This is a genomic window from Streptomyces sp. URMC 124 (genome assembly GCF_051386455.1).
In the GTDB taxonomy this organism is placed as follows: Bacteria; Actinomycetota; Actinomycetes; order Streptomycetales; family Streptomycetaceae; genus Streptomyces.
The window spans coordinates 24,136-43,923 of sequence record NZ_JBPQTS010000026.1; the positions used below are offsets into that span (position 1 = coordinate 24,136).

The 19,788-nt window shown below is 70.2% G+C and carries 18 protein-coding genes and 1 pseudogene; 7 read left to right on the top strand and 12 right to left on the bottom strand.

Annotation, left to right across the window (positions count from 1 at the left end; translation table 11 throughout):
- Window positions 1-273, bottom strand: a complete 273-nt coding sequence (locus ACSNOG_RS08035; RefSeq protein WP_436751852.1) for an acyl carrier protein — start codon at window positions 271-273, stop codon at window positions 1-3.
- 99 nt (window positions 274-372) lie between these two features.
- Window positions 373-1,938 (bottom strand): AMP-binding protein, encoded by a 1,566-nt coding sequence (locus tag ACSNOG_RS08040; RefSeq protein WP_436751853.1) that lies wholly within the window; start codon window positions 1,936-1,938, stop codon window positions 373-375.
- Window positions 1,939-3,088: 1,150 nt separating this feature from the next.
- Here ACSNOG_RS08040 and ACSNOG_RS08045 point away from each other — a divergent pair.
- Window positions 3,089-4,387: pseudogene (locus ACSNOG_RS08045) on the top strand (MFS transporter); the annotation flags it as partial.
- Here the strand turns inward: ACSNOG_RS08045 and ACSNOG_RS08050 are convergent.
- The 3 genes from ACSNOG_RS08050 to ACSNOG_RS08060 form a co-directional block, all read right to left on the bottom strand.
- Entirely contained in the window at window positions 4,338-6,386 is a 2,049-nt protein-coding gene (locus ACSNOG_RS08050) for a helix-turn-helix domain-containing protein (protein ID WP_436751879.1), read from the bottom strand. The pseudogene ACSNOG_RS08045 and the gene ACSNOG_RS08050 overlap by 50 nt on opposite strands.
- A gap of 89 nt (window positions 6,387-6,475) precedes the next feature.
- A complete protein-coding gene (locus tag ACSNOG_RS08055; protein ID WP_436751854.1) occupies window positions 6,476-7,246 on the bottom strand; it encodes a 3-hydroxybutyrate dehydrogenase in 771 nt (256 codons plus the stop codon).
- A gap of 202 nt (window positions 7,247-7,448) precedes the next feature.
- A complete protein-coding gene (locus ACSNOG_RS08060; protein ID WP_436751855.1) occupies window positions 7,449-8,132 on the bottom strand; it encodes a macro domain-containing protein in 684 nt (227 codons plus the stop codon).
- A 369-nt stretch (window positions 8,133-8,501) separates the two neighbouring features.
- Between ACSNOG_RS08060 and ACSNOG_RS08065 the strand changes: the two genes are divergently transcribed.
- Window positions 8,502-10,127 carry an ADP-ribosyltransferase domain-containing protein gene (locus ACSNOG_RS08065; RefSeq protein ID WP_436751856.1) on the top strand — a complete coding sequence of 542 codons (1,626 nt, stop codon included), beginning with the start codon at window positions 8,502-8,504 and terminating at the stop codon, window positions 10,125-10,127.
- 9 nt (window positions 10,128-10,136) lie between these two features.
- On the opposite strand, the gene ACSNOG_RS08070 is transcribed toward ACSNOG_RS08065, so the two are convergent.
- The 3 genes from ACSNOG_RS08070 to ACSNOG_RS08080 are packed head-to-tail and all read right to left on the bottom strand — an operon-like array spanning window position 10,137 to window position 12,611.
- A complete protein-coding gene (locus tag ACSNOG_RS08070; protein ID WP_436751857.1) occupies window positions 10,137-10,706 on the bottom strand; it encodes a transcriptional regulator in 570 nt (189 codons plus the stop codon).
- The gene (locus ACSNOG_RS08075; protein ID WP_436751858.1) at window positions 10,706-12,328 is read right to left on the bottom strand and encodes a helix-turn-helix domain-containing protein; all 1,623 of its coding nucleotides are present in this window, start codon (window positions 12,326-12,328) and stop codon (window positions 10,706-10,708) included. The genes ACSNOG_RS08070 and ACSNOG_RS08075 overlap by 1 nt, the downstream gene beginning before the upstream one ends.
- Window positions 12,321-12,611, bottom strand: coding sequence for a helix-turn-helix domain-containing protein (locus tag ACSNOG_RS08080; protein WP_436751859.1), 291 nt, complete (start codon window positions 12,609-12,611; stop codon window positions 12,321-12,323). The genes ACSNOG_RS08075 and ACSNOG_RS08080 overlap by 8 nt, the downstream gene beginning before the upstream one ends.
- 181 nt (window positions 12,612-12,792) lie before the next feature.
- Here ACSNOG_RS08080 and ACSNOG_RS08085 point away from each other — a divergent pair, with 181 nt between their 5' ends.
- The gene (locus ACSNOG_RS08085; protein ID WP_436751860.1) at window positions 12,793-13,782 is read left to right on the top strand and encodes a LysR substrate-binding domain-containing protein; all 990 of its coding nucleotides are present in this window, start codon (window positions 12,793-12,795) and stop codon (window positions 13,780-13,782) included.
- A gap of 51 nt (window positions 13,783-13,833) precedes the next feature.
- Window positions 13,834-14,085 (top strand): 4-oxalocrotonate tautomerase DmpI, encoded by a 252-nt coding sequence (gene dmpI, locus ACSNOG_RS08090; protein WP_436751880.1) that lies wholly within the window; start codon window positions 13,834-13,836, stop codon window positions 14,083-14,085.
- Window positions 14,086-14,205: 120 nt separating this feature from the next.
- Here dmpI and ACSNOG_RS08095 read toward each other — a convergent pair whose 3' ends face one another.
- Window positions 14,206-14,667 (bottom strand): SRPBCC family protein, encoded by a 462-nt coding sequence (locus tag ACSNOG_RS08095; RefSeq protein ID WP_436751861.1) that lies wholly within the window; start codon window positions 14,665-14,667, stop codon window positions 14,206-14,208.
- Window positions 14,668-14,867: 200 nt separating this feature from the next.
- On the opposite strand from ACSNOG_RS08095, the gene ACSNOG_RS08100 reads away from it, so the two are divergent.
- Window positions 14,868-15,746 carry a DMT family transporter gene (locus ACSNOG_RS08100; RefSeq protein ID WP_436751862.1) on the top strand — a complete coding sequence of 293 codons (879 nt, stop codon included), beginning with the start codon at window positions 14,868-14,870 and terminating at the stop codon, window positions 15,744-15,746.
- A gap of 70 nt (window positions 15,747-15,816) precedes the next feature.
- Here the strand turns inward: ACSNOG_RS08100 and ACSNOG_RS08105 are convergent, their stop codons facing one another.
- Window positions 15,817-16,209, bottom strand: coding sequence for a hypothetical protein (locus ACSNOG_RS08105; RefSeq protein ID WP_436751863.1), 393 nt, complete (start codon window positions 16,207-16,209; stop codon window positions 15,817-15,819).
- Between the two features lie 444 nt (window positions 16,210-16,653).
- Here ACSNOG_RS08105 and ACSNOG_RS08110 point away from each other — a divergent pair, with 444 nt between their 5' ends.
- Window positions 16,654-16,800 (top strand): hypothetical protein, encoded by a 147-nt coding sequence (locus ACSNOG_RS08110; RefSeq protein ID WP_436751864.1) that lies wholly within the window; start codon window positions 16,654-16,656, stop codon window positions 16,798-16,800.
- A gap of 20 nt (window positions 16,801-16,820) precedes the next feature.
- Here the strand turns inward: ACSNOG_RS08110 and vph are convergent, their stop codons facing one another.
- Together vph and ACSNOG_RS08120 are read right to left on the bottom strand one after the other, a co-directional pair.
- The gene (vph, locus tag ACSNOG_RS08115; RefSeq protein ID WP_436751865.1) at window positions 16,821-17,726 is read right to left on the bottom strand and encodes a viomycin phosphotransferase; all 906 of its coding nucleotides are present in this window, start codon (window positions 17,724-17,726) and stop codon (window positions 16,821-16,823) included.
- A gap of 105 nt (window positions 17,727-17,831) precedes the next feature.
- Window positions 17,832-18,596 carry an alpha/beta fold hydrolase gene (locus ACSNOG_RS08120; RefSeq protein ID WP_436751866.1) on the bottom strand — a complete coding sequence of 255 codons (765 nt, stop codon included), beginning with the start codon at window positions 18,594-18,596 and terminating at the stop codon, window positions 17,832-17,834.
- Between the two features lie 221 nt (window positions 18,597-18,817).
- Between ACSNOG_RS08120 and ACSNOG_RS08125 the strand changes: the two genes are divergently transcribed.
- Complete coding sequence (locus tag ACSNOG_RS08125; RefSeq protein WP_436751867.1) at window positions 18,818-19,741, top strand: LysR family transcriptional regulator; 924 nt, start codon at window positions 18,818-18,820, stop codon at window positions 19,739-19,741.
- Window positions 19,742-19,788 lie beyond the last annotated feature (47 nt).

Below are 19,788 nucleotides of genomic sequence, written 5' to 3' on the forward strand. Positions count from 1 at the left end.
TCATTCCCCGTCCGCTAGCGCGTAGGACAGCTCCTGGGCGTTCTCCACGAATTCCCGTATCGCCGCCACGGAGCGGAACGACCGTGGAGACAGCGCCAGGTCGTCCACCGGAATGGCATAGCGACTGCGCAGCCACTCGATGAGTTCGAGAAGTTGCAGACTGCTCACCACTCCGCTGTCGAACAGGTCCAGTGACGGCGCGAGGTCATGGGCCGGAGTTCCGGGCAGATAGGTCGACACGATGTGCTCGGTGATCTCGTGTTCCAGACTCATACAGGAATCTCCAGGGAATCGAGTGGCATGCGTTGCGGGCACGACGTGAAACCGGTCGGCGCGGAGGTGACGGTGTGTCGGCCCCCGGCCCGCGGGAAGTCAGACGAGCGCCGGATCCGTCCGGAACTCATCGCGGATGCGAGCCCGGTCGGGCTTCCCCGTCGGGCCGACGGGCAGCGGGTCCCGGGTGAGGTGCACGGTGGGCACGGCCGGCCGGGCGAGCCTGGCCGAGCAGTGCGCCAGAAGCTTCAAGCCGCTGAGAGCGGAGTCGGGATGGGTCCGTACGAGGGCGCACAGACGCGTCCCGGCGAGGGTGTCGGATACGGCGACGACGACGGCGTCGAGCACCTGCTCGTGGCTGAGGATCACCCGCTCCACCTCTTCCACGTTCACGCGCACGCCGGCGGCCTTGACCTGGAAGTCGTTCCGGCCGACCAGGGTCAGCTCACCGTCGGGGGCGCGCCGCACCAGGTCACCGGTGCGGAACCAGTGACGCGCACCGAGTTCCGGGCCCTCTTGGAAGAACCTCCCCTCCGCCACCTGCGAGCCGAGGTAGCCGTGCGCCTGGAACGGTGTGGAGACGACCAGTTCGCCGACGCCCGGCCCGTCCAGGACCGCGTCTGTCTCCCACAGGGACAGGCGTACACCCGGGAGTGGCTGCCCCAGGGGGAGCACCTCCCGTTCCGCGGCCTCCTCGGCCGTGCACGAGTACAACAGACTGTCGTTGGTCTCCGTGCACCCATAGACGTTGTGGAACACGGCGTCCGGGAACATCCGCGCGATCGTGCCGCGCAGCGGACGAGGGGCGTGGTCGCCCGTCAGCAGCACGTGCCGGACGCCGGCGACGCGGTCGGGGGCCTTCTTCGAGGCCTGGGTGAGCAAGCGGAAGAACATGGGTACGGCCTGGACGACCTCGGGCCGGGTGTCATGCAGGAGCTTCGCCAGATAGTGCGGGTTGGCGGCTCGTTCCGGGTCGACGAGGATCACGCAGCCGCCCTGGCGCAGGGTGGTCCAGATGTCGAGCAGTGTGAGGTCGAAGTTCAGCGGCGCATAGCTGAGGACTCTCGTCCCCGGTCCGATCCCGAAGGGTCCGGCCGCCCATGCGGTGAACCGGTCCACGGCCGCGCAGCTGAGCGGCACGAGCTTGGGAAGACCGGTCGACCCCGAGGTGGAGAGAAGGAGACTCGTGTCCGGCGGCACGACGGCCGCGGACGGTACGGGCCGGGCGGCCTGTGCGGGTTCCGTGGCAGGTGTGCCGGGGCGGGTAGACCGTTCGCCCTCGACCCCCTGACCGTCGTCCGCCGGACCGTCGTCCCCCGGACCGTCGTCCCCCGGACCGTCCTCCGCTGTCAGCAGGCTTGGACAGCCGGCTCGTCGCGCCAGCCGGTCCAGCACGTTCCGTCCGAGGTCGGGCGACGGTAGGAACACCGTCCGGCCGGCGGCGAGACAGGCGAGGACTGTCGCGATCGATTCCGGTGATTTCCTGGCCCGAAGGCCGATCGGCATACTTCTTGGTAACGTCGATAAACCGATCCTTTCAGCGGCCCGCCGACTGATTTCCGTCAGGTCCGCATAGGTGACGACGGCACCGTTCCATAACAGCGCCGGCGCGTCCGGCGTTCTCCCAGCATGGGCGATAATATCGCCCGCCAACAGTTCCGACACCAGTCTCCTCGCATCCCCGCAGGAATCGACAAATCCCGCAGCCCAACAGGAATCTACCCTTGATTTTCCATCACCTCAGGGAGCACCCTTGCGTACAGGCGCCCGACCTGGAATTGCACACCTGACTTGGACACCGGATCCCGTTGCGTCGGGCTTTAATGACATGGATGTGGAGACCCCCGTCCTCCTCAGCCCCCGAACAACCCGGTATTTACAGTGAACCGAACCGGCTGGTCGCGAACGGGGCGGCCTCTGGGCGGATTCTGGCGGGCAGCTGATCCGGTATTGCTGCCGCTGCGGGGCCGCGCATCGCATCACAATCCGGATCCCCCACTCCGCGCCGCGGACCAGTTCCCAGAGAGCTCCGAACCCGGCCGGGCTTGGCTGTCTCCGGCAGGGCAGCGGGCCGACATGCGATCACCCTCGGTCTGGTTTTCCCCTCGCGACTCTCGGCGGCACGAGGTGGCGGCGGCCCTTCCGTGCCGAGTCCTTCGGGCTCATGGCTTTGCTCTCAGACCTCTGCCTTCCTGGTGTGTGTGCACAAGCGGCTGCCCTGGCGCCTGGGACGGTTCCTCCACGATTGCCGCCAGCTCGGCCTGCTGCGCACTGCCGGATCGGCCTACCAATTCCGCCACCGCGAACTCCAACTCCACCTTGCCAACAGACCTACATCACCCCCCGCCATTGAATGAAGGGCCGTCGGCGTCCATCTTCTGCGCTGTCTCTTGGTGCTCTCCACCCACGCTGAAGCGACATGGCACGGAAAGTGACACCCGGTCCTGGGCCGGACTGGGGGCAGGTAGAACTGGGCGATACGGGGCCTTCACCGTGCCGGCTTGAGTGACCATCCGACGCGGTACATCCAGTCCACTCGCACCCAAATGCCCGAGTTCAACGCTCCGTAGTCAGCACGAAGTCAGTACGGGAGTCAGCACCCAGGCATCAAATACTGCCGATTGGCGACAACTCTCCGCGCCGGTTTCTTCAATCGAGTTGGGGATCCCGAACGCTCCGCTTCCTCCTCTCATGGGCGCCCCGCGCACACTCCGGACCCGAACTGTGTAGCCCCACCACATAGGCCCCTGACCTGCCGCTTCCTACGGTGTGGCGACGCATTGACACACCTCTCCCCCACCCGGAAGTGGTGACCATGACCACCCCCGCCACGCATCCGCCAACTCCCAGCTCACTCCCCCGCATCGTCGTCGCCAGTCTCATCGGGACCACCATCGAGTGGTACGACTTCTTTCTCTACGGGTCCGCTGCCGCGCTCGTCTTCAACAAGCTGTTCTTTCCCGGTTCGGATCCGCTTGTCGGGACGCTGCTGTCTTTTCTCACCTACGCCGTCGGGTTCGTCGCGCGGCCCGTCGGGGCGTTGGTGTTCGGGCACTTCGGGGATCGGTTGGGGCGCAAGCGGTTGTTGGTGGTGAGTTTGGTGTTGATGGGGGGTGCTACGTGTGCCATTGGGGTGTTGCCTACGCATGCTGCCGTCGGGTCGCTGGCGCCCGTGCTGCTCACGCTGCTCCGGCTCGTCCAAGGGTTTGCCTTGGGTGGGGAGTGGGGCGGGGCCGTGTTGTTGGTTTCCGAGCACGGGGATGCGCGGCGGCGGGGGTTCTGGGCCGCTTGGCCGCAGACGGGGGCGCCTGCCGGGCAGTTGCTTGCTACTGGGGTGCTGTCCGTGCTGACCGCCTCGACCTCCGAGTCGGCGTTCTTGTCGTGGGGGTGGCGAGTGCCGTTCCTGTTGTCCGGGGTGTTGGTGGTCGTCGGGCTGTGGATCCGGCTGTCCGTGGACGAGTCGCCCGTCTTCAAGGCCGCCCTTGCCCGGGCCTCCTCGGGCGAGCCGGAGAAGCCCCCGCTCGTTGCCGTGCTGCGCGACCACTGGCGTGACGTTCTGGTCGCGATGGGCGCCCGGATGGCGGAGAACATCAGCTACTACGTCATCACCGCCTTCATCCTCGTCTACGCCACCGAGCACACCCAGCTGTCCAAGCAGACCGCCCTCGACGCCGTGCTCATCGGCTCCGCCGTGCACTTCGCGGCCATCCCCGCCTGGGGCGCCCTCTCGGACCGGATCGGCCGGCGGCCCGTGTATCTGATCGGGGCCGCGGGCGTGGGGCTGTGGGCCTTTCCGTTCTTCGCGCTCGTGGACTCCGCGAGCTTCGGCGGGCTCGTGACCGCCGTCACCGTCGGGCTGGTGCTTCACGGCGGTATGTACGCGCCCCAGGCGGCCTTCTTCTCGGAGATGTTCGCGACCCGGATGCGGTACTCGGGCGCCTCGATCGGCGCGCAGTTCGCCTCCGTGGCCGCCGGTGCCCCGGCACCGCTGATCGCCACCGCGCTGCTCGCGGAGTACGAAAGCGGTACGCCGGTCGCCCTGTACGTGATCGCCGCCGTCGTGCTCACCCTGGTCGCGGTCGGTCTCGCGCCGGAGACCCGCCATCGTGTCCTCGACGCCCCGCCGCCGGGGGCTGGGTCGGGGCCAAGGTCGGGGTCGCGAGGCGGTGCAGCTTCAGGGCCAGCTGGATCTCCAGGGTCCGGGAAGGCGTCTGCCAGTCCGGACCCAGCAGACGACCGACGCGGTCCAGACGCTGGGCGACGGTGTTGACGTGCACGTGCAGGGCGTCCTTCGTCCGCACCGGGCTCATGCCGCCGGCGAAGTAGGCGTCGAGGGTGGGGACGAGCGCCGTGCCGCGCCGCGCGTCGTACTCGACGACGGGCCCTATGGTGCGCGCCACGAACCGGCCGATGCGGTCCCCTCCCCCGCCGCCCGCCTCGGCGAGCAGCAGCCCTACGAAGCCGAAGTCGTCGGCCGCCGCACCCTCCCCGTCCCGGCCGAGCAGTTGCAGGACGTCGAGGCAGCGCCGCGCCTCGGCGTAGGCGTCGGCCACGGCTGCGGGGTCGGCCGCCGGTGCGGGTACGGGCGTGGAGGCCCCTACCGTGACGCCTCCCGGAACTGCGGCTCCCAGCTGGCGGGCCGCTCGGCGAGCCGCTTCGGAGGCGCTGCATCGGCCGTCGTACGGCAACAGCAGCACCGTCCCGCCGTCCCGGGCGGCGGCCAGGCCGTGCCGGGTCGCCGCCAGGTGGGATGCCGCGGACCACAGGCGTTGCCGGTGATCCGCGGGCGGGGGCCACACGGTTCCGGTCTCGTCGTCGCCCTCGTGACCCTCCTCCGCCACCACCCTCGCCGCCAGGACGACGTGCGGCGTGTCCAGGTCCGCGCGCAGGCGGGCAGCGCGCTCACGCAGCAGGCGGGGGTCGCGGCCGGGCGCGTCGAGGAGGTCGTCGAGCAGCTCTCCCCGTACCCGCTGCTCGGCCTCGCCGGCCTGGCGGCTCGCGAGTTGCAGCAGTGAGGTGACCATGGCGGCCCGTTCCAAGGTGCGCTGGTCTACGGGGTCGAGCGCGGGGTGTCCGTACAGGACGAGGGCACCGAGGAGTTCGGCGCCTGCGGAGACGGCGACGTACCAGCCGTCCTCGTGGCGTATGGCTACGGCGCGGGAGCGGTCCACGGCGGCCGCCGGACACTGACCGGCCTCCAGAAAGACGACCTTCCCGCCCAGGCTCTCCGCGACGGCCGCGGCGACGTCGTGCACGTCGCCGCCGTGCAGGACGAGTTCGGTCAGCCGGTCGTGGACGTCGGAGGCGCGCTCGATGACGGCGCTGCGGTCGCGGACGATCTCGTTGGCGGCCTCCAGCCCGGCGAGGGCGGAACGGGTCTCGGCCAGCAGGTTCGCCGTGTCGATGGCGACGGCGGCGTGCGCGGCGAACGAGGCGAGGAGCGCCGTCTGACCGCGTTCGAAGACGCGGGCGCGGCGGTCCGCCGCGAAGAGCACCCCGATGACGCGGCTGCCGAGCTTGAGCGGCACCCCGAGGATCGCGACCAGGCCCTCGTCCCGGACCCCCGAGTCGATGGCCCGGGTGTGCTGAAAACGCGGGTCGTCGAAGTAGTCGTCCGTGACGTAGGGGCGGGCGGTCTGTGCGACCAGTCCACCCAGCCCCTCCCCCATGCCGAGCCGCAGCTGCTGGAAGCGGGCCGAGACCGAGCCGTCGGTGACGCGCATGTACGTGTCGCCGGCGGCGGGGTCGTGGAGGGTGAGGTACGCGACGTCCGTGCCCAGGAGGGAGCGGGCCCGTTCCACGATGGCCTGGAGCACCGCGTCGAGGTCGCGCAGGCCCGCCAGGTCGTGGGCGGTGGCGAAGAGGGCCGACAGCTCGGCCTCGCGCCGCCGCCGGTCCTCCAGCTCGGCCCGTACGCGCAGGGCGAGGTACTTGGCCCGGTCGAGGGCGGCGAGCCGGTCCGGCGACGCCCCGTCGGCGCGGGCGCGCAGCACCGGACGCTCGTACTCCCCGGCGGGCGCGCCACGGGCGAGCAGCGCGAGGTACGGGGTCTCGGTGTGATCGGCGGACACGGATGCGGACGCAGACTCGGTCTCGGACTTGGCCTCGGACATGGACTCGGACTCGGACTCGGACATGGGCACAGGCTTACCGTCGGTGAGTGACGGTGCGCCAGTCAGCGCACGATCGCCGCCATCGCCGGTCAGTGGGCGGTCCATCCGCCGTCCATCGTCAAGGTGGTGCCGGTGATGAGCGAAGCGTGCGGTCCGCACAGATAGGCCACGGCCTCGGCGACCTCGCCGGGCTCGATGAGGCGCTTGAGGGCCGAGTCCGCCAGGAGGATCCCCGTCAGGACGCTCTCGACCGGGATGTCGTGGAGGGCTGCCTGGTCGGCGAGCTGCTTCTCGACGAGGGGGGTGCGCACGTAGCCGGGGCTCACACAGTTCGACGTGACTCCGTGTGGTGCCCCTTCGAGGGCGGTGACCTTGGACAGTCCTTCGAGGCCGTGCTTGGCGGCTACGTAGGCGGACTTGTAGGGGGATCCCCGCAGGCCGTGCACGGAGGAGACGTTGACGACGCGGCCCCAGCCCCGTTCGTACATGTGCGGCAGGGCTCCTCTCAGCAACCGGAAGGGGGCCTCCAGCAGGAGGGTGAGGACGGCGCGGAACTCCTCGGGCGGGAAGTCCTGGATGGGGCGTACGAGCTGGGTGCCGGCGTTGTTGACGAGGATGTCGGTGCCGACGGCCGCCTCCTCGGCCGCGTCGAGGTCGGTGAGGTCGAGGAGCACGCTCTCGACGGTGCCCGGCAGGTGCGCCGAGCGCGCGCAGAGGGCGTCCAGGCCGGGGGCGTCACGGTCCAGGGCCCGGACCCGCGCTCCGGCGGCGGCCAGCCGCAGGGCGCAGGCGGCTCCGATGCCGCCCGCGGCCCCGGTGACAAGCGCCGTACGCCCGCGCAGGTCGAGCGCGGTGGCCACCGGGTGGAGGGGAGTCCGATCGGGCGAGTCGGGCGGGTCCGGGAGGTCGTGCGAAGCCGAAGTGTCCAACGGGACCGGTGAGTCGGAGGCATCAGGCGCGGTCATGTCCGCACCCTAGGCCGGGGCGCCAAGGAGCCCGATGTGGTGCCCCACCACACTGTTGCCCAGCTCCATGGCGCACGCAGCCATACGGCCCCCTCGGTCAGCGACGGGAGGCGGAGCGCTCGGGCGGCGCGATACGTATCCGCTTGTCGTCGGGCGCCTCCTCAAGGTCGTCGAGCTGCGCGATGATCGTGCTGCGCAGGTCGTCGTAGTCCTCGAAGCAGTAGTCGTTGAAGAGCGTGTAGCCCGTCCACATCAGGTTGGCACACACGCGTGCCGGCACCCGGCCGGTCCGGGCGCCCATGCCGACCAGCGCCACCGACTCGATGCTGCCCGGCGCCTTCTCGTTCTGCTGGTGGATCGCCTGGAAGGCGGCGGCGCACGCCAGGGCCACATTCAACGTCTCCCGCACGTTCTGCGAGGACTGTTCCATCGTCGGCGTCGATATCAGGAACTTGGGGTTGACCGCGCCCGACGGAACGCACACCGCGCTTCCCACCGGAAGGCTTCCCGCGAACCGGTCGCGGATCGCTCGCTGCACGCGCAGTTGGATGCCGGCTCCGAGGTGCCGCTTGATGACCGCGTCGACCCCGCCGTCCATACGGCCCCGGGAGTTGGTGGGGCTGACCCAGGCGTCGACGTTCTCCTCCAGGATCGAACCCTTGCGGATCTCGATCCCCGGGGTGTCGGCGAACGCCGCCTGCCACGCCTCCACCACTCCGGCGTTGATGTCGGCCAGCACCACTCTGAGCGGCGTCTGCACGGCGCGGTTCACGGTCATCATTCACTCCGATCGAGCAACGTCCTTCAACTGTTCACGACGCTACAGTGACCCACTGACAACGACCGGCAACGCCGATGACAGTGCCGGTCCGTGACCTGGCGTCACGATTGCGAGCGCACTGAGCCGGTGCTAGCCTGCCGCCAGATTTCCGCAGGTCAGTCAGCCCAGCCCCACCTCTGACACGACGACGCGAGCCCGCCGGTTCCCCTCGCATGACACTTCGGGCTCCCTTGCGTCACTTTTCAGGGCCTTTGCGCGGAAATCACTGCGGAAGCACTGCAGAAGCACTGCAGAAGCACTGCGGAAATCACCCACCTCACTCTTCGTGCCTCCATCAGCACGGTTCGACGACTTCGGAGTCCCTGCACCATGAGCGATGCCCACACCCCGGCCCAGCCCGATCCGCATGACCCTCTCGCCCTCGCCGAACTCTTCAAGGGCGGCGGCGAACCGTGGCTTCCGCTGCTGAAGCCGGTCATCGAAGCGCAGCCGGACGCAGCCAGGTTCATCGGCCCCGGCCGCGCACCCGAGGTCGTTCCCGTCCGCGAACTGACCTTCCAGGCGCTCAAGCCCAATCCACCGCACAAGTGGAAGGTCGTCGTATTCGGGCAGAATCCGTATCCGCGACCGGAAAGCGCCACCGGTATCGCCATGTTCGACAACACCTTCCACGACTGGAAGGACAGCCAGTTCGGCAGGGTTGTCAGCATCCGTTGCATCATCAAGGCGGCGGCGATGTGGAAGTACGGGATACCCAAGAAGACGCCGATCGCCGACATTCGTGCCCTGCTGAAGGACCAGGACACCGTCCAGCCGCCGGAGTGGTTCCAGGCGATGCTCACGCAGGGCGTGCTGCTGCTGAACGCGGCGCTCACCGCCAGCAGTGACGGAGGGCGGGGAGCCGATCCGCACACCGCATTCTGGCGTCCGGTCGCCGAGCGCATCGTCGAAGAGATCCTCAAGGCCAAGCAGGACGCCGACGAGGAGGACCGCGGTGTCGTCTTCGCGTGGTGGGGAGCGCACGCCCGCGGCCTGAAGAAGGTCGTCCTCCAACTGCAGGAGAAGTACCCCGAGGTCGACGTCCGGCACATCGACCACTCGAACCCGGCCGCGCAGGGCGACATCTTCTGCGAGGGCGACCACTTCGGAGTCGTGAACGACGCCCTCGCCTCGCTGGGTGCCGATCCGATCGACTGGCTGCCGAGCAAGGGGTGGAACACGCTCCCGGGGGGGCCCGGCGGGGCGGGGGACGCCGGCGTCGCCGAGCGCATGGGCGCGTTCATCGCGTCCACCATGGAGCTGCACCAGCTCTATCTGGAGCGGCTCGCCAGCGTCAAGGACGAGGGACTCGCCCTTCCCGCGATCACCGGTGTGTTCGACACCCCGCTCATGGAATTCCGCGACGCCGTCTCGCCGGTCGCCGCCGTGCTGTCCGGTCTCGACCGGCACGTCGAGCGGTCGCACGAATTCGGTAAGAGGCGGGCGGACGAGGCGGCCGGCAGTGGCAGTCTCTCCGCCGACGCTATTGCCGCCCTCTACCTTTACACCTGCGAATCCGCGTTTTACCGGGAGATCAACACGGTCCTGCGCTCCCCGGACCGGGCCAGGCTCGTCCCGTACCTCCCTTACCTGCGCCTGCTGTTCTCGGCGGTTTCGCACCTTCCCGCGCGCACCGAACCGTTGTGGCGCGGGGTGTCGCTGGACCTGCGCGCGCAATACCCGCTCGGGCGGACCGTGACCTGGTGGGGCGTTTCTTCGTGCACGCCCAACCTCGGCGTGGCCCGGGCGTTCCTCGGCAGCCGCGGCAAGCGGACACTCTTCGAGGTGGTTCCCGCCCGTGCGGTGGGCATCAGCAGCTTCTCCGCTTTCACGGGCGAGGAGGAATTCATCCTCTCGCCGGGCACACAGCTCAAGGTGACGGACGTCAAAACCGAGCGCGGCGGTCTGTGCACCGTGAAGCTGACCGAATTGGAGGAGCAGAGCCTGGTGTCGTGAGCGGACGGCTCACGCCGCGAAGCCGACGTTGGTCACGTACTCGTACTGGCCCCACTGCGAGCCCAGGTCCACGATCGTGTCGGTCCAGGCGTCGTCGAGGCCCTGGGCGTCGCCGGCCGCCCAGGCGTCGACGATGCGGTCCCAGCGGCGCACGTTCATCGTGCGGTACTCCACGACCCGCTGCAGTTGCCGCGGTACCTGCGACTGGTTGAGAGGGTGGATCTCCACCCGGGTCCCGCCCCGCGCGTTCAGCCGGCGCAGGAGGTGACGGGCGACGTTGTGGCGGCGCACCGTACGGTAGGCCTGCTCGATGCGCTCCAGGTTGGCCTTGGTCGGCTTCCGTCTCTCCTCGAGCCACGCCTTCAAGGTGCGGTCCGTGACGGTCAGGCCCGCGTCACGGGCGGCCTGGCGGGCGTGTGCCGTTCGCGTCAGGTAGTGCAGGCGAGCCATCAGGCCGCGCTTGGCGGTGACCGGCGTGGTGATACCGCCCGCGAGTTCGTCGAGCTTGCGCGCGACGGCTTCACTGCCCTTGATTCCCCGGGCGCCGAACTTCCCGAAGTCGATGTTCCTCTCCGGCATTACTCCTCTTCCTCACCCGTGACGAGGCCCTCGCCCGTGACGAGGCCCTCGCCCGTCGCGGGGTCCTCGCCCGTCGCGGCGTCATGTCCGGCACTGTAGACGTCTTTGACCTTGACCTCGGTAACACCGCGGCCTTCGGGGAAGACACGGCGCCAGTCGCCGGTGACGTGAAGCTCGTCGGTGCCCATGGCACGGACGACCGTCAGCCCCTCGTCGTGGGCCTTGAGGGCCTTCATCCAGAGGTTGGCGAACGCCTGGGACCGGATGATGTGCATCCAGTCGGGGCGGTAGAGCTCGCGGTTGTAATTCGACTCCCCCATCGTGGAGACGAATTTCGAGTACATCGCCTTCACATACTCCAGCGTCACCGTATCGCCGGCGGCAATCGCGGCATCGCGGGCGTCCTTCATGGCGACGCGGAACTTCTCCAGGAGGTTCTCGGTGGCGCCGGAGGTGTAGGACTCGTGGACGACGGGCGGGTCGCACAGCCCGTACTTCGGGCCGGACAGGCGCAGCAGGAGGCGCAGGGTGGGTTCGGTGACCCACAGCGGGCCGGGTTCGTCGCGCTGGCCGATCGGGTTCGGCAGCACTGCTTCGTGTTCCCACGCGGGTGGGGTGATGAGGTGGACGCCTGCGCGGCGGCGGTCGTGCGGGAGGCCCGCGGAGTGCTCCAGCTGCCCGAGCGGGAGGTGGGTCTTGAGGGCGGAGAGGTAGGCGCCGTTGACGTCGAGCGCGGTGACCTCGTGCCGACCGGGCGGGAGCTCGTGGCGGGTCCACTTGGGGCGGGCCTCCCAGACCTGGTCCGCGCCGCGCGCAGTCTGCTTCTTCAGGATGTCGGGAATCCACGGGTGGGCGACGACGTCGTAGCGAGCGCCCTTACGGGTCTCGTCCAGCAGCCGCATCGCATCCGGGATCGCCCGCTTCAGCAGTGCAGCGGTGGCCGCTTCCACGTCTCCCTGGTGCTCGGTGAGCGCGGCCCGCACCGCCTTACCGATCAGGTCGACGGGGCCGGACGGCTCCTGGAACGCGCGCCGGGCAGGGCCTCGGGTACGCGTGGCGGGCTCGGGCTCGGGATCGGGGGAAGGCGCAACGGTAGCCCGGGTTGCGGCCGGGGCTGGGGTTACCGCCGTGGCCCGGACCGGCGCCGGGGCCACCGTCCCGCAGTCGGCCGGGTCCAGATGCTGAGCGAAGCCCGCCACCCGGCTTCCGGCCGGCGAACCGCACAGCACACACGGCTCGGCCTCCGCCAGGACCTCTACGTCATCGCCCTCAGCTTCGCCGTTGCCGGCAGAGGGCAGCCCGGCAGCGATACCGGAAGCAGGGACGGAGGCAGGAACGGAGGCAGAGACGGAGGCAGCAGCAGCCTCCGGGGCGGGCTCCGCCGGGAACTTGGCAGCCAGCCCGTCCAGCAGATAGGCGTACTTCGTGCGGATCTCACCGGCCGGATCCCGCGTGCCCTCCCAGCCGGCGACCGTGGACGGGCTCACGCCCAGCGCCCTGGCGACCTGCGCCTTGGACAGCCGGGCCCGCTCCCGCAGCTCCCTGCGCACACCGGGAGCGGGCAACTCGGCTTCCGGGCCGACAGCAGCCAGCAGGGAATCGATCGTCTCGAAATCACTCACCCGAGCGCACCCTCTTCTTCACCACAGCGGTCCGGCGCCGGTCGGCGGGCAAGACCTCGCACGCCCGCGTCGGGCCCGCCAGGAGGTCCAACGCCCCGATGCCGTAATGCACCGCCAGAGCATCCACATCATCCAGGGTCCACGAGGCGGCGCCCGACTGCCGGCGCGACACCTGCGTCTGCGTCAGCCCCAGCACCTCGGCGACCGCCCGCTGCGACTCCCCCGTCGCCTGCATCAATGCGGCGACCGTCAGCCGAAGCGACTCCTCCAACCCCAAACCCATGACACACACCCTATCAAGGTCTATGCGCAATACGCATAGACCTTGAGGTTCACACCCCAGCCATGCGCCTGCCTCCTGGACCGGGCCCGGAGGCCGTGCACCCGCGACCTACCCGTGCGGCAGGATCGAACCGAAACAACAGGACCGGGAAGACACAGGGAACAGGGAAAGGAGCCGGCCCGTGGAGCTGCGACAGCTGCGTTACTTCGTCACCGTCGCGGAGGAACTGCACTTCGGACGGGCGGCGGAGCGGCTGGTCATAGGGCAGCCGGCCGTCAGCCAGCAGATACGGCGGCTGGAGCGCGAGCTGAAGATCGAGCTCTTCGACCGGACGCCCCGGCTCGTCCGCCTCACAGCGGCCGGGCAGGCCTTCCTTCCCGCAGCGCGCGCCGTCCTCGCGGCAGAGGACGCCGCCCGCGCCGTGGCCGCAGAGCTGACCGGTGGCAGCCGCGGCACGTTCCGGCTCGGCACGATCACCGGGCTCGGCGAGAGGCTGGACCGCGTGCTGGAGGCCTTCCGGGAGCATGCGCCGGGCGTCCGGGTGGAGTTGGTCACCCTGCCCGTGCGCGAGCGCCTTGCGCAGCTTGCCGACGGCCGTCTGGACGCCGCCTTCGTCCGGGGCGGCGCACCTGTCCCCGGCAATGCTTCGGCTCAGGACGGTGACGAGCTGCGGCGCCGCCCGCTCTGGGAGGACGAGCTGATGGCGGCCGTACCCGCCCGGCACGCCCTCGCCGAGCAGTCGGCAGTGGACTTCGCCGACCTTGCCGCGCTGCCGCTGCGCCTGACCGAGCGCCGCCGTCACCCGGCATTGGTCGACCTCGTCCTCGACGGTTGCCGGAGGGCGGGTTTCGAGCCCACTCCGGGGCCCGTGTTCAGCAGCCTTCAGGACACTCTTGCCGCGATTGGCTCAGGTACGCCGATGTGGACGGTGGTCTACGCAGGAAACGCCCGGCTGATGCGGCTGCCGCGCGTGGCCTTCGTACCCTTCTCCGAGCCCGGGATGCGGCTGCCCGTCGAGCTGGTGGTCCGGAGCGGTGCGTCCTCCCCGCTGGCCCGGGGCGGTGCGCCCTTCCCGCTGACCCGGGGCGGTGCGCCCTCCCCCCTGTTCGGATTGCTGGAGGACGCCGTGACCATGGCGGATGTGCGGCCGCGGTCCGATCACCAATCGTGATCGCTGCGAGAGCCGTTCGGGTCTGGGTGGGCACGGGCCCTGCGCGGTGAACTGTCTCCAGCGACAGAACGCACCGCACCGGAACCGCCGGTCGGGCACTCCGCTTCAAAGGAGCACACCATGCCCATCGTCACCATTCAGCAGGGCCCCCGCGACATCGAGCTCAAGCGTGACCTGGTGGCCCGCGTCACCGACGCGTTCGTGGACGCCCTGCACATCCCCGCCGAGGCCGTGCAGGTGTGGATTCACGAGGTTCCGGCCGACAGCTGGGGCGTGGCGGGCAAGCTGACCGCCGACAAGTAGGCCGCTTCCACCGGGGCAGGGCCGCGCGGCGGGGGACGCGGCTCCTGCTCCTGCTCGGCTGTGTCCGGGCACCGGCAGGCCGGTGCCCGGACACAGCGCGGAGCAGCGATGCCCCGCGCGTCAACCGCCCGGCGTGATCCGGCCCCGCCAGGCGCCCGTCGCAGCGCCCCGGCTCTCCACGTAGTCCTTGAAGCGCCGCATGTCGCCTTTGACGCGCCGGTCGATCGTGCCCGTCAGGTCGGCAGCCGTTTCCGCGGCTCCGCCGGGTTCGAGCACCATCACCAGTTCCACGCGGGTGTGCGTCTCGTCCACACGCAGGAAGCTGACCGTGCCCTTCTGCTCCGTCTCGCCGCCGATCGTCCGCCAGGTGATCCGCTCGTCGGGAAACTGGTCGACGATCTCGGTGTCGAACTCCCGCCGGACGCCACCGATCTTGGTGGTCCAGTGGTTGTGGCGGTCGTCGATCTGCCGGACCTCCTCGACGCCCTCCATGAAGTTCGGGAACTCCTCGAACTGCGTCCACTGGTTGTAGGCGGTGTGGACGGGAACGTCGACCTCTACGGCCTCTTTCACGGTGCCCATCAGCGATTGCTCCTCGCTCTCGGAGGTTCAGTGGCACTCGTACGCGTACCCGCTCACGCCCGGTTACGCGTCAGCGGGGCGAGCGACTGCCCTGCGCGCCTCTTCCGCAGTCCGTCCGGCCGTGTGATCGTCTTGCTCTCATGACGGCGGGGCTAGGGCATGCTCGGGGTACGGACGCCGGGGGACGACGGGAGGATCGCATGTCGGGCCTGCTCTCCGCGGTGTTCGCTCTGCTGGCTGCCGTGGCCAACGCGACAGGGACGGTGCTCCAGCGCATCGGCGCCCGCACCGTGCCGCACGGGGACGCGTTCAGCATGCGTCTGATCCGGCACCTGGTGCACAGCCCCGCGTGGCTCGGCGGGGTCGCGGTGATCGTGGGCGCTGCGGCGTTCCAGGCCCTCGCACTGAACCTCGGGTCGCTCTCGCTCGTCCAGCCCATCCTCGTGACGGAACTGCCCTTCACTCTCGTCATCGCCTGCGCCGTCGCCCGGCGGCGGCTGTCCGCGACCGGCTGGGCGGCAGCTCTCATGGTGGCGTTCGGGCTGGGGCTGGCGCTGTTCGCCGCAGCGCCCTCCGGGGGGCACGGGGAGGTTTCCGCCGGGCTGTGGACCCTCACCCTGGTGGCCACGACGGGGGCCATGACCGTATGCGTCCTGGCCGCCCTCACCAGGCCACGGGGTATGAGCCGGGCTGCCCTGTTCAGCTCCGCGTCCGCGATCGGCTACGCCTTGACGGCGACCCTGATGACGACTGCCACCGACGTCTTCGAACGGCAGGGCGCCGGAGCCTTTCTCACCTGCTGGCAGACCTACGGTTTCGTCGCCGCCGGTGGCCTGGCGCTCTTCCTGCTGGCCAACGCCATGGAGTCGGGACCACTCGTGGCCTCTCAGCCGGCGCTCACCTTGGGTGAGGCGCTCGTCAGCCTGGCCTTGGGCGGCCTGGTGTACGGCGAGCGGGTACGGACGGGCTGGTGGCTCGTCCCCGAGGGGATCGGGGCCGTGCTGGTGACTTGGGGCATCGTCCTCCTCCCGAGGGTCGAGATGGAGGCCGATGAGCCGTCTGCTCCGCCTCCCCGGTGAGGCGAAGCAGACGGGGATGAGACTTTGACGGGCGGATCTTCCCCGACCGGTCCCGCCGCGGTGGCCAGACCTACTGAGGGTTCAGGTCGGAGTACGAGTCCTGGGGGTACGAGTCCTGGGGCTCCGCGATCTCGCAGTTCACGAAGACGAAGTCCTGGTCCTCGTTCACCGCGAGGACGGTGTAGCTGACGTTCTTCTGGAACCGCTGCACCTGGAAGTTGCCGTTCTCGTCGATGTTCAGCAACTCGGTGGACTCGCCGTCGTTGAGTGCGCGCGGGCCCGTGAACCCCTCGCCGGTGATGATGACGAACCTGCCCTCGGGGTCGGGGGTGACCGTACAGCTGGGGGCGGGCACCGCCGCCGGGGCGGCGGCGGCCGGCGCGGCCAGGGCGGTCGCGCCCCCGAGGACGACGGAGGACGCCAGGGCGGCGCAGAGCAGGGTGTGTCGGTTGCGTCGGTGCATGAGGGTGCTCCCATCCGAGGGTAGGCCCGGCGACACGCCAGGGGCGGCACCCGTACGGGGTCCTCCCATCGTCCGGCGGACCGACCCCGGTGTCCACCGCAGCGGTGGCCATGGCCGGGGACCGGGGATCGGGGACCGCGGATCGGGGACCAGGGGCCAGTCGCGCCCACCGCTCTCCGCCTGACGCCGTCAGGCGGAGAGCACTGACAGGAACAGGTTTTTGCGCGTGATCACGGGGTGAGCGGTCCACCTCACAGGGGCCGGAGCCCAAAAGCCTCGCAGCGGCGGCGGGTTAGTCCCGCATGTCCGCCGTACGCGCCCCTGCGCTCGTCCGCGCTCCTGCGCCCGTACGCGCTCCAAGGCCCTGCCGCAGCCGAGGCCCGGCGGGGGCATCACCGGGGCGTCGGCGGGTAAACGGAGAGCAGACGGCCCGGAGGAGGAGCCATGGCGGGGTTGATGGCGCGGATCAAGCAGTTCACCCGCAGCCCGCAGGGGCAGCGGACCATCGCGTCCGCCCGGCGCGCTGCGGCCGACCCGCGCAAGCGTGCCCAGGCGCGCAAGCTGCTCAGCCGGCTGCGCGGACGTCGATAGTCGATAGCGGTACGCGGCGCTCAGCGGTAACCGGCCAGGCCTTCGGCAAGCTCTTCGTCGTCGCCGTCGCGGTGTCCGGCCAGGGCTTGCTGCAGAGCGAACGTGCCGCGGATCGCGCCGACGCGGGCAGCAAGGACGTCCGTCGGCCGACCGCCGCCGAGGGCGGTCAGCACCTGTCCCAGGAAGCTGCGGCCGTAGCTCGCGCCGATGGCTGCGAGGTCTTCCGCGGGGTCGCCGAGTGCCACCTCGTCCCAGTCGACGACTCCGCTGAGCCGCGGCAGTCCGTCGCTGTACTCCCACAGGACATTCTCGGCACCGAGGTCGCCGTGGACCACGGCGTCGGTGAGATGGGGAAGCGTGGCGAGCGGCGCGAGCTCCCGCTCGGCCCGTCGGCGTCCGCCAGCCGTCATGAGGGGGAAGAGCTCTGCGCGCACGTCCGCCGCGAACTGCCTCCACTGTCCTTCCGGGGCCCTGGGCAGAGCGGCACGTACCGGCTCGTCGGCACCGGCCCGGGCCAGTCCGGACAGGAGTGAGGCGTATTGCGCCGCCACGGCACCGGCCACGGCAGGGTCATCGAGCGCACCGGCCTCCAAGGGCGCCCCGGGAATGCGGCTCAGGACCAGGAACGGCACGTCGTCCGTGCCGTGGCCTCCGCCCTCGGACAGCGGTACGGGCGTGCGGAAGCCCAGGTCCAGCAGGGCGAGTACGCGCAGTACGGCCGCCCGCGCGGGCAACCGGGCGGCGGCCGCGTCGGTGCGCGGCAGGCACACGACACGGTCGGAGCCGATGACCACGTGATGGAACTGCCCGCTGTGGACGGCCGCATCATCCGGTCCTCCACCCGGCCCGTCGCCCCTCCCCGCACCCAGACCGTATTCCGGCAGCAGCCGGTGCAGAAGAGCACGTTGCGTTTCCACGATCTCCACGGGAGTGACTCTTCACCCTTCGGCAGCACCGCGCAACGCCTATATACCGGTGGCCGGACGAAGCCGTCCGCGGCGCCGTCCAGCGGTTCCCGGGCCCGGCGTGGTTCAGCGCAGGACCTCGCGGAGTGCCTGGTTGAAGCGTTCGGGCCGGTCCTGCTGGGACATGTGGCCGGCTCCTTCGATGACGGTCAGCCGGGCGCCGGGGATCAGGCCGACGCATTCTTGGGCCACCGGCAGCGGGACCTCGGTGTCCTGCTCGCCGTGCAGGAAGTGGGTGGGCACCCGGATGCCGCCCAGACGGGGACGCGGGTCGTAACCCGCCTGGTCGAGGATGAGCTGGTCGATGAGGGACGTGGAGTCCAGCAATTGCCGGACTGTCCGCTCGATCAGGGCGGCGTCCGCCCCCGGCCGGTACCAGTGCGGGACGAAGTCCGCCAGGGTGCCCGCCCTGTCGGCGCGCAGGTCCGCCAGCAGCTTGCCCATGGCTTCCCGCATCCCGCAGAAGTGGTGGATGCCCGCGTCCACCGGGATGATCGCGCCGATCCGGTCCGGAGCGGCGAGCGCGGCCTCGATGGTGAACGCCCCCGCGATCGACGATCCGATGAGTACCGGCCGGTCGAGCTCCAGGGCGTCGACGAACCCCACGACGTCGTGGGCGATGTCGGCGATGGTGTAGCCGGTGGCGGGCCGGTCCGATCCGCCGCAGCCGCGCCAGTCGAGGGTGATCACACGGTGGTCGGCCATCAGGTCGGCCGCCTGGGCGTCCCACACCCGGCCGCCGGTGCCCCAGCCGTGCAGGAACACCAAGGGCCGGCCGGAGCCGAGGTCCTGGTAGGAAAGTGTGATGCCGTTGACGGTCGTACGGGCCATCTCTTGTTGCCTTCCACTACGGATCTCTCAACGGATCTCTCAAGGGGTCTCTCTACGGATCTCTCAACGGGCCCCTCTGCGGCCCCCTCTGCAGGCTCCTCTGCGATCCCCCTGCCGAGCTGCCGCGCCGGGGCAATTCCAGCGGACGGGCCGGTGACGACCAATCAGCAGTCCACTCTTAGACTGATCACGAAACCCGATCAATGGAGGGGGCGGGCGGCGTGGAGCTGCGGCAGGTGCGCTACTTCGTGGCGGTGGCCGAAGAACTGCACTTCGGGCGCGCCGCCGAGCGGCTGCACATCGTTCAACCGACCGTCAGCCAGCAGATCCGGCGGCTGGAGCGCGAACTCGGTCTGAAGCTGTTCGACCGCACGACCCGGACGGTGACGCTGACCGCCGCGGGGCGCGCCTTCCTGACAAATGCCCGGGCGCTCCTGGAGGTCGAACGTTCGACGGCGGAAGCCATGGCCGCCTTCCGTGCCCAGCAGGATGCGACCCTGAGCATCGGCACCAGCACCGGACTCGGCCTGCGCCTGGACGCGGTGCTGACGGCCCTGACCGAACGGGCTCCGCACCTGCTGGTCGAGCTGATCAGCGCACCCCAGGCCACCCGCCTCCAGCAGGTCCGCGACGGCGAGCTGGACGCCGCGTTCGTCCGGGGCACGCACCGCCCGCACCCCAGGCACCGCAAGCACCACGTAGACGACAGCTCGGGCCTGGAGCTTCTTCTCCTCTGGAGCGACGTCCTCGTCGCCGCCCTGCCCGCCGGCCACCCTCTGGCCGCGCAGCCGGACGTCGCCCTCGCGGACCTGTCCGGCCTGCCCCTGCGGATCGCGCCCCGCGACGCCAACCCCCACCTGGTCGACACGGTCGTCGACGCCTGCCGCGCGGCCGGCTTCGAGCCGGTCATGGGCGCCGCGTTCACCACCGACCAGGACACGCTGGCCGCAATCGCCACCGGCAGGCCGAGCTGGACGGTCTACTACGCCTCGCAGGCGGAGATCCATCCGGCGCCCCGCATCTCCTTCCGCCCGTTCACCGCGCCCGCCCCGGCCGTCCAGATGTACCTGGCGGTGCGTCCGGACCCGCCTTCCCGCCCGCTGGCAGCCCTCCTGGACGCCTGCAACAGTGCCGCTTCCCTTTGAGCCGGGGTCAGTTCACCCCGCCGCAGCATGCACGGCCCCTGCCCGGC

What these genes read in the sequence shown, in the direction of transcription:
- ACSNOG_RS08035 (WP_436751852.1), bottom strand. Translation starts at nt 273, where the DNA reads ATGAGTCTGGAACACGAGATCACCGAGCACATCGTGTCGACCTATCTG.
- ACSNOG_RS08050 (WP_436751879.1), bottom strand. Translation starts at nt 6,386, where the DNA reads ATGTCCGAGGCCAAGTCCGAGACCGAGTCTGCGTCCGCATCCGTGTCC.
- ACSNOG_RS08060 (WP_436751855.1), bottom strand. Translation starts at nt 8,132, where the DNA reads ATGATGACCGTGAACCGCGCCGTGCAGACGCCGCTCAGAGTGGTGCTG.
- ACSNOG_RS08065 (WP_436751856.1), top strand. Translation starts at nt 8,502, where the DNA reads ATGAGCGATGCCCACACCCCGGCCCAGCCCGATCCGCATGACCCTCTC.
- ACSNOG_RS08070 (WP_436751857.1), bottom strand. Translation starts at nt 10,706, where the DNA reads ATGCCGGAGAGGAACATCGACTTCGGGAAGTTCGGCGCCCGGGGAATC.
- ACSNOG_RS08080 (WP_436751859.1), bottom strand. Translation starts at nt 12,611, where the DNA reads ATGGGTTTGGGGTTGGAGGAGTCGCTTCGGCTGACGGTCGCCGCATTG.
- ACSNOG_RS08095 (WP_436751861.1), bottom strand. Translation starts at nt 14,667, where the DNA reads ATGGGCACCGTGAAAGAGGCCGTAGAGGTCGACGTTCCCGTCCACACC.
- ACSNOG_RS08100 (WP_436751862.1), top strand. Translation starts at nt 14,868, where the DNA reads ATGTCGGGCCTGCTCTCCGCGGTGTTCGCTCTGCTGGCTGCCGTGGCC.
- ACSNOG_RS08105 (WP_436751863.1), bottom strand. Translation starts at nt 16,209, where the DNA reads ATGCACCGACGCAACCGACACACCCTGCTCTGCGCCGCCCTGGCGTCC.
- ACSNOG_RS08110 (WP_436751864.1), top strand. Translation starts at nt 16,654, where the DNA reads ATGGCGGGGTTGATGGCGCGGATCAAGCAGTTCACCCGCAGCCCGCAG.
- ACSNOG_RS08120 (WP_436751866.1), bottom strand. Translation starts at nt 18,596, where the DNA reads ATGGCCCGTACGACCGTCAACGGCATCACACTTTCCTACCAGGACCTC.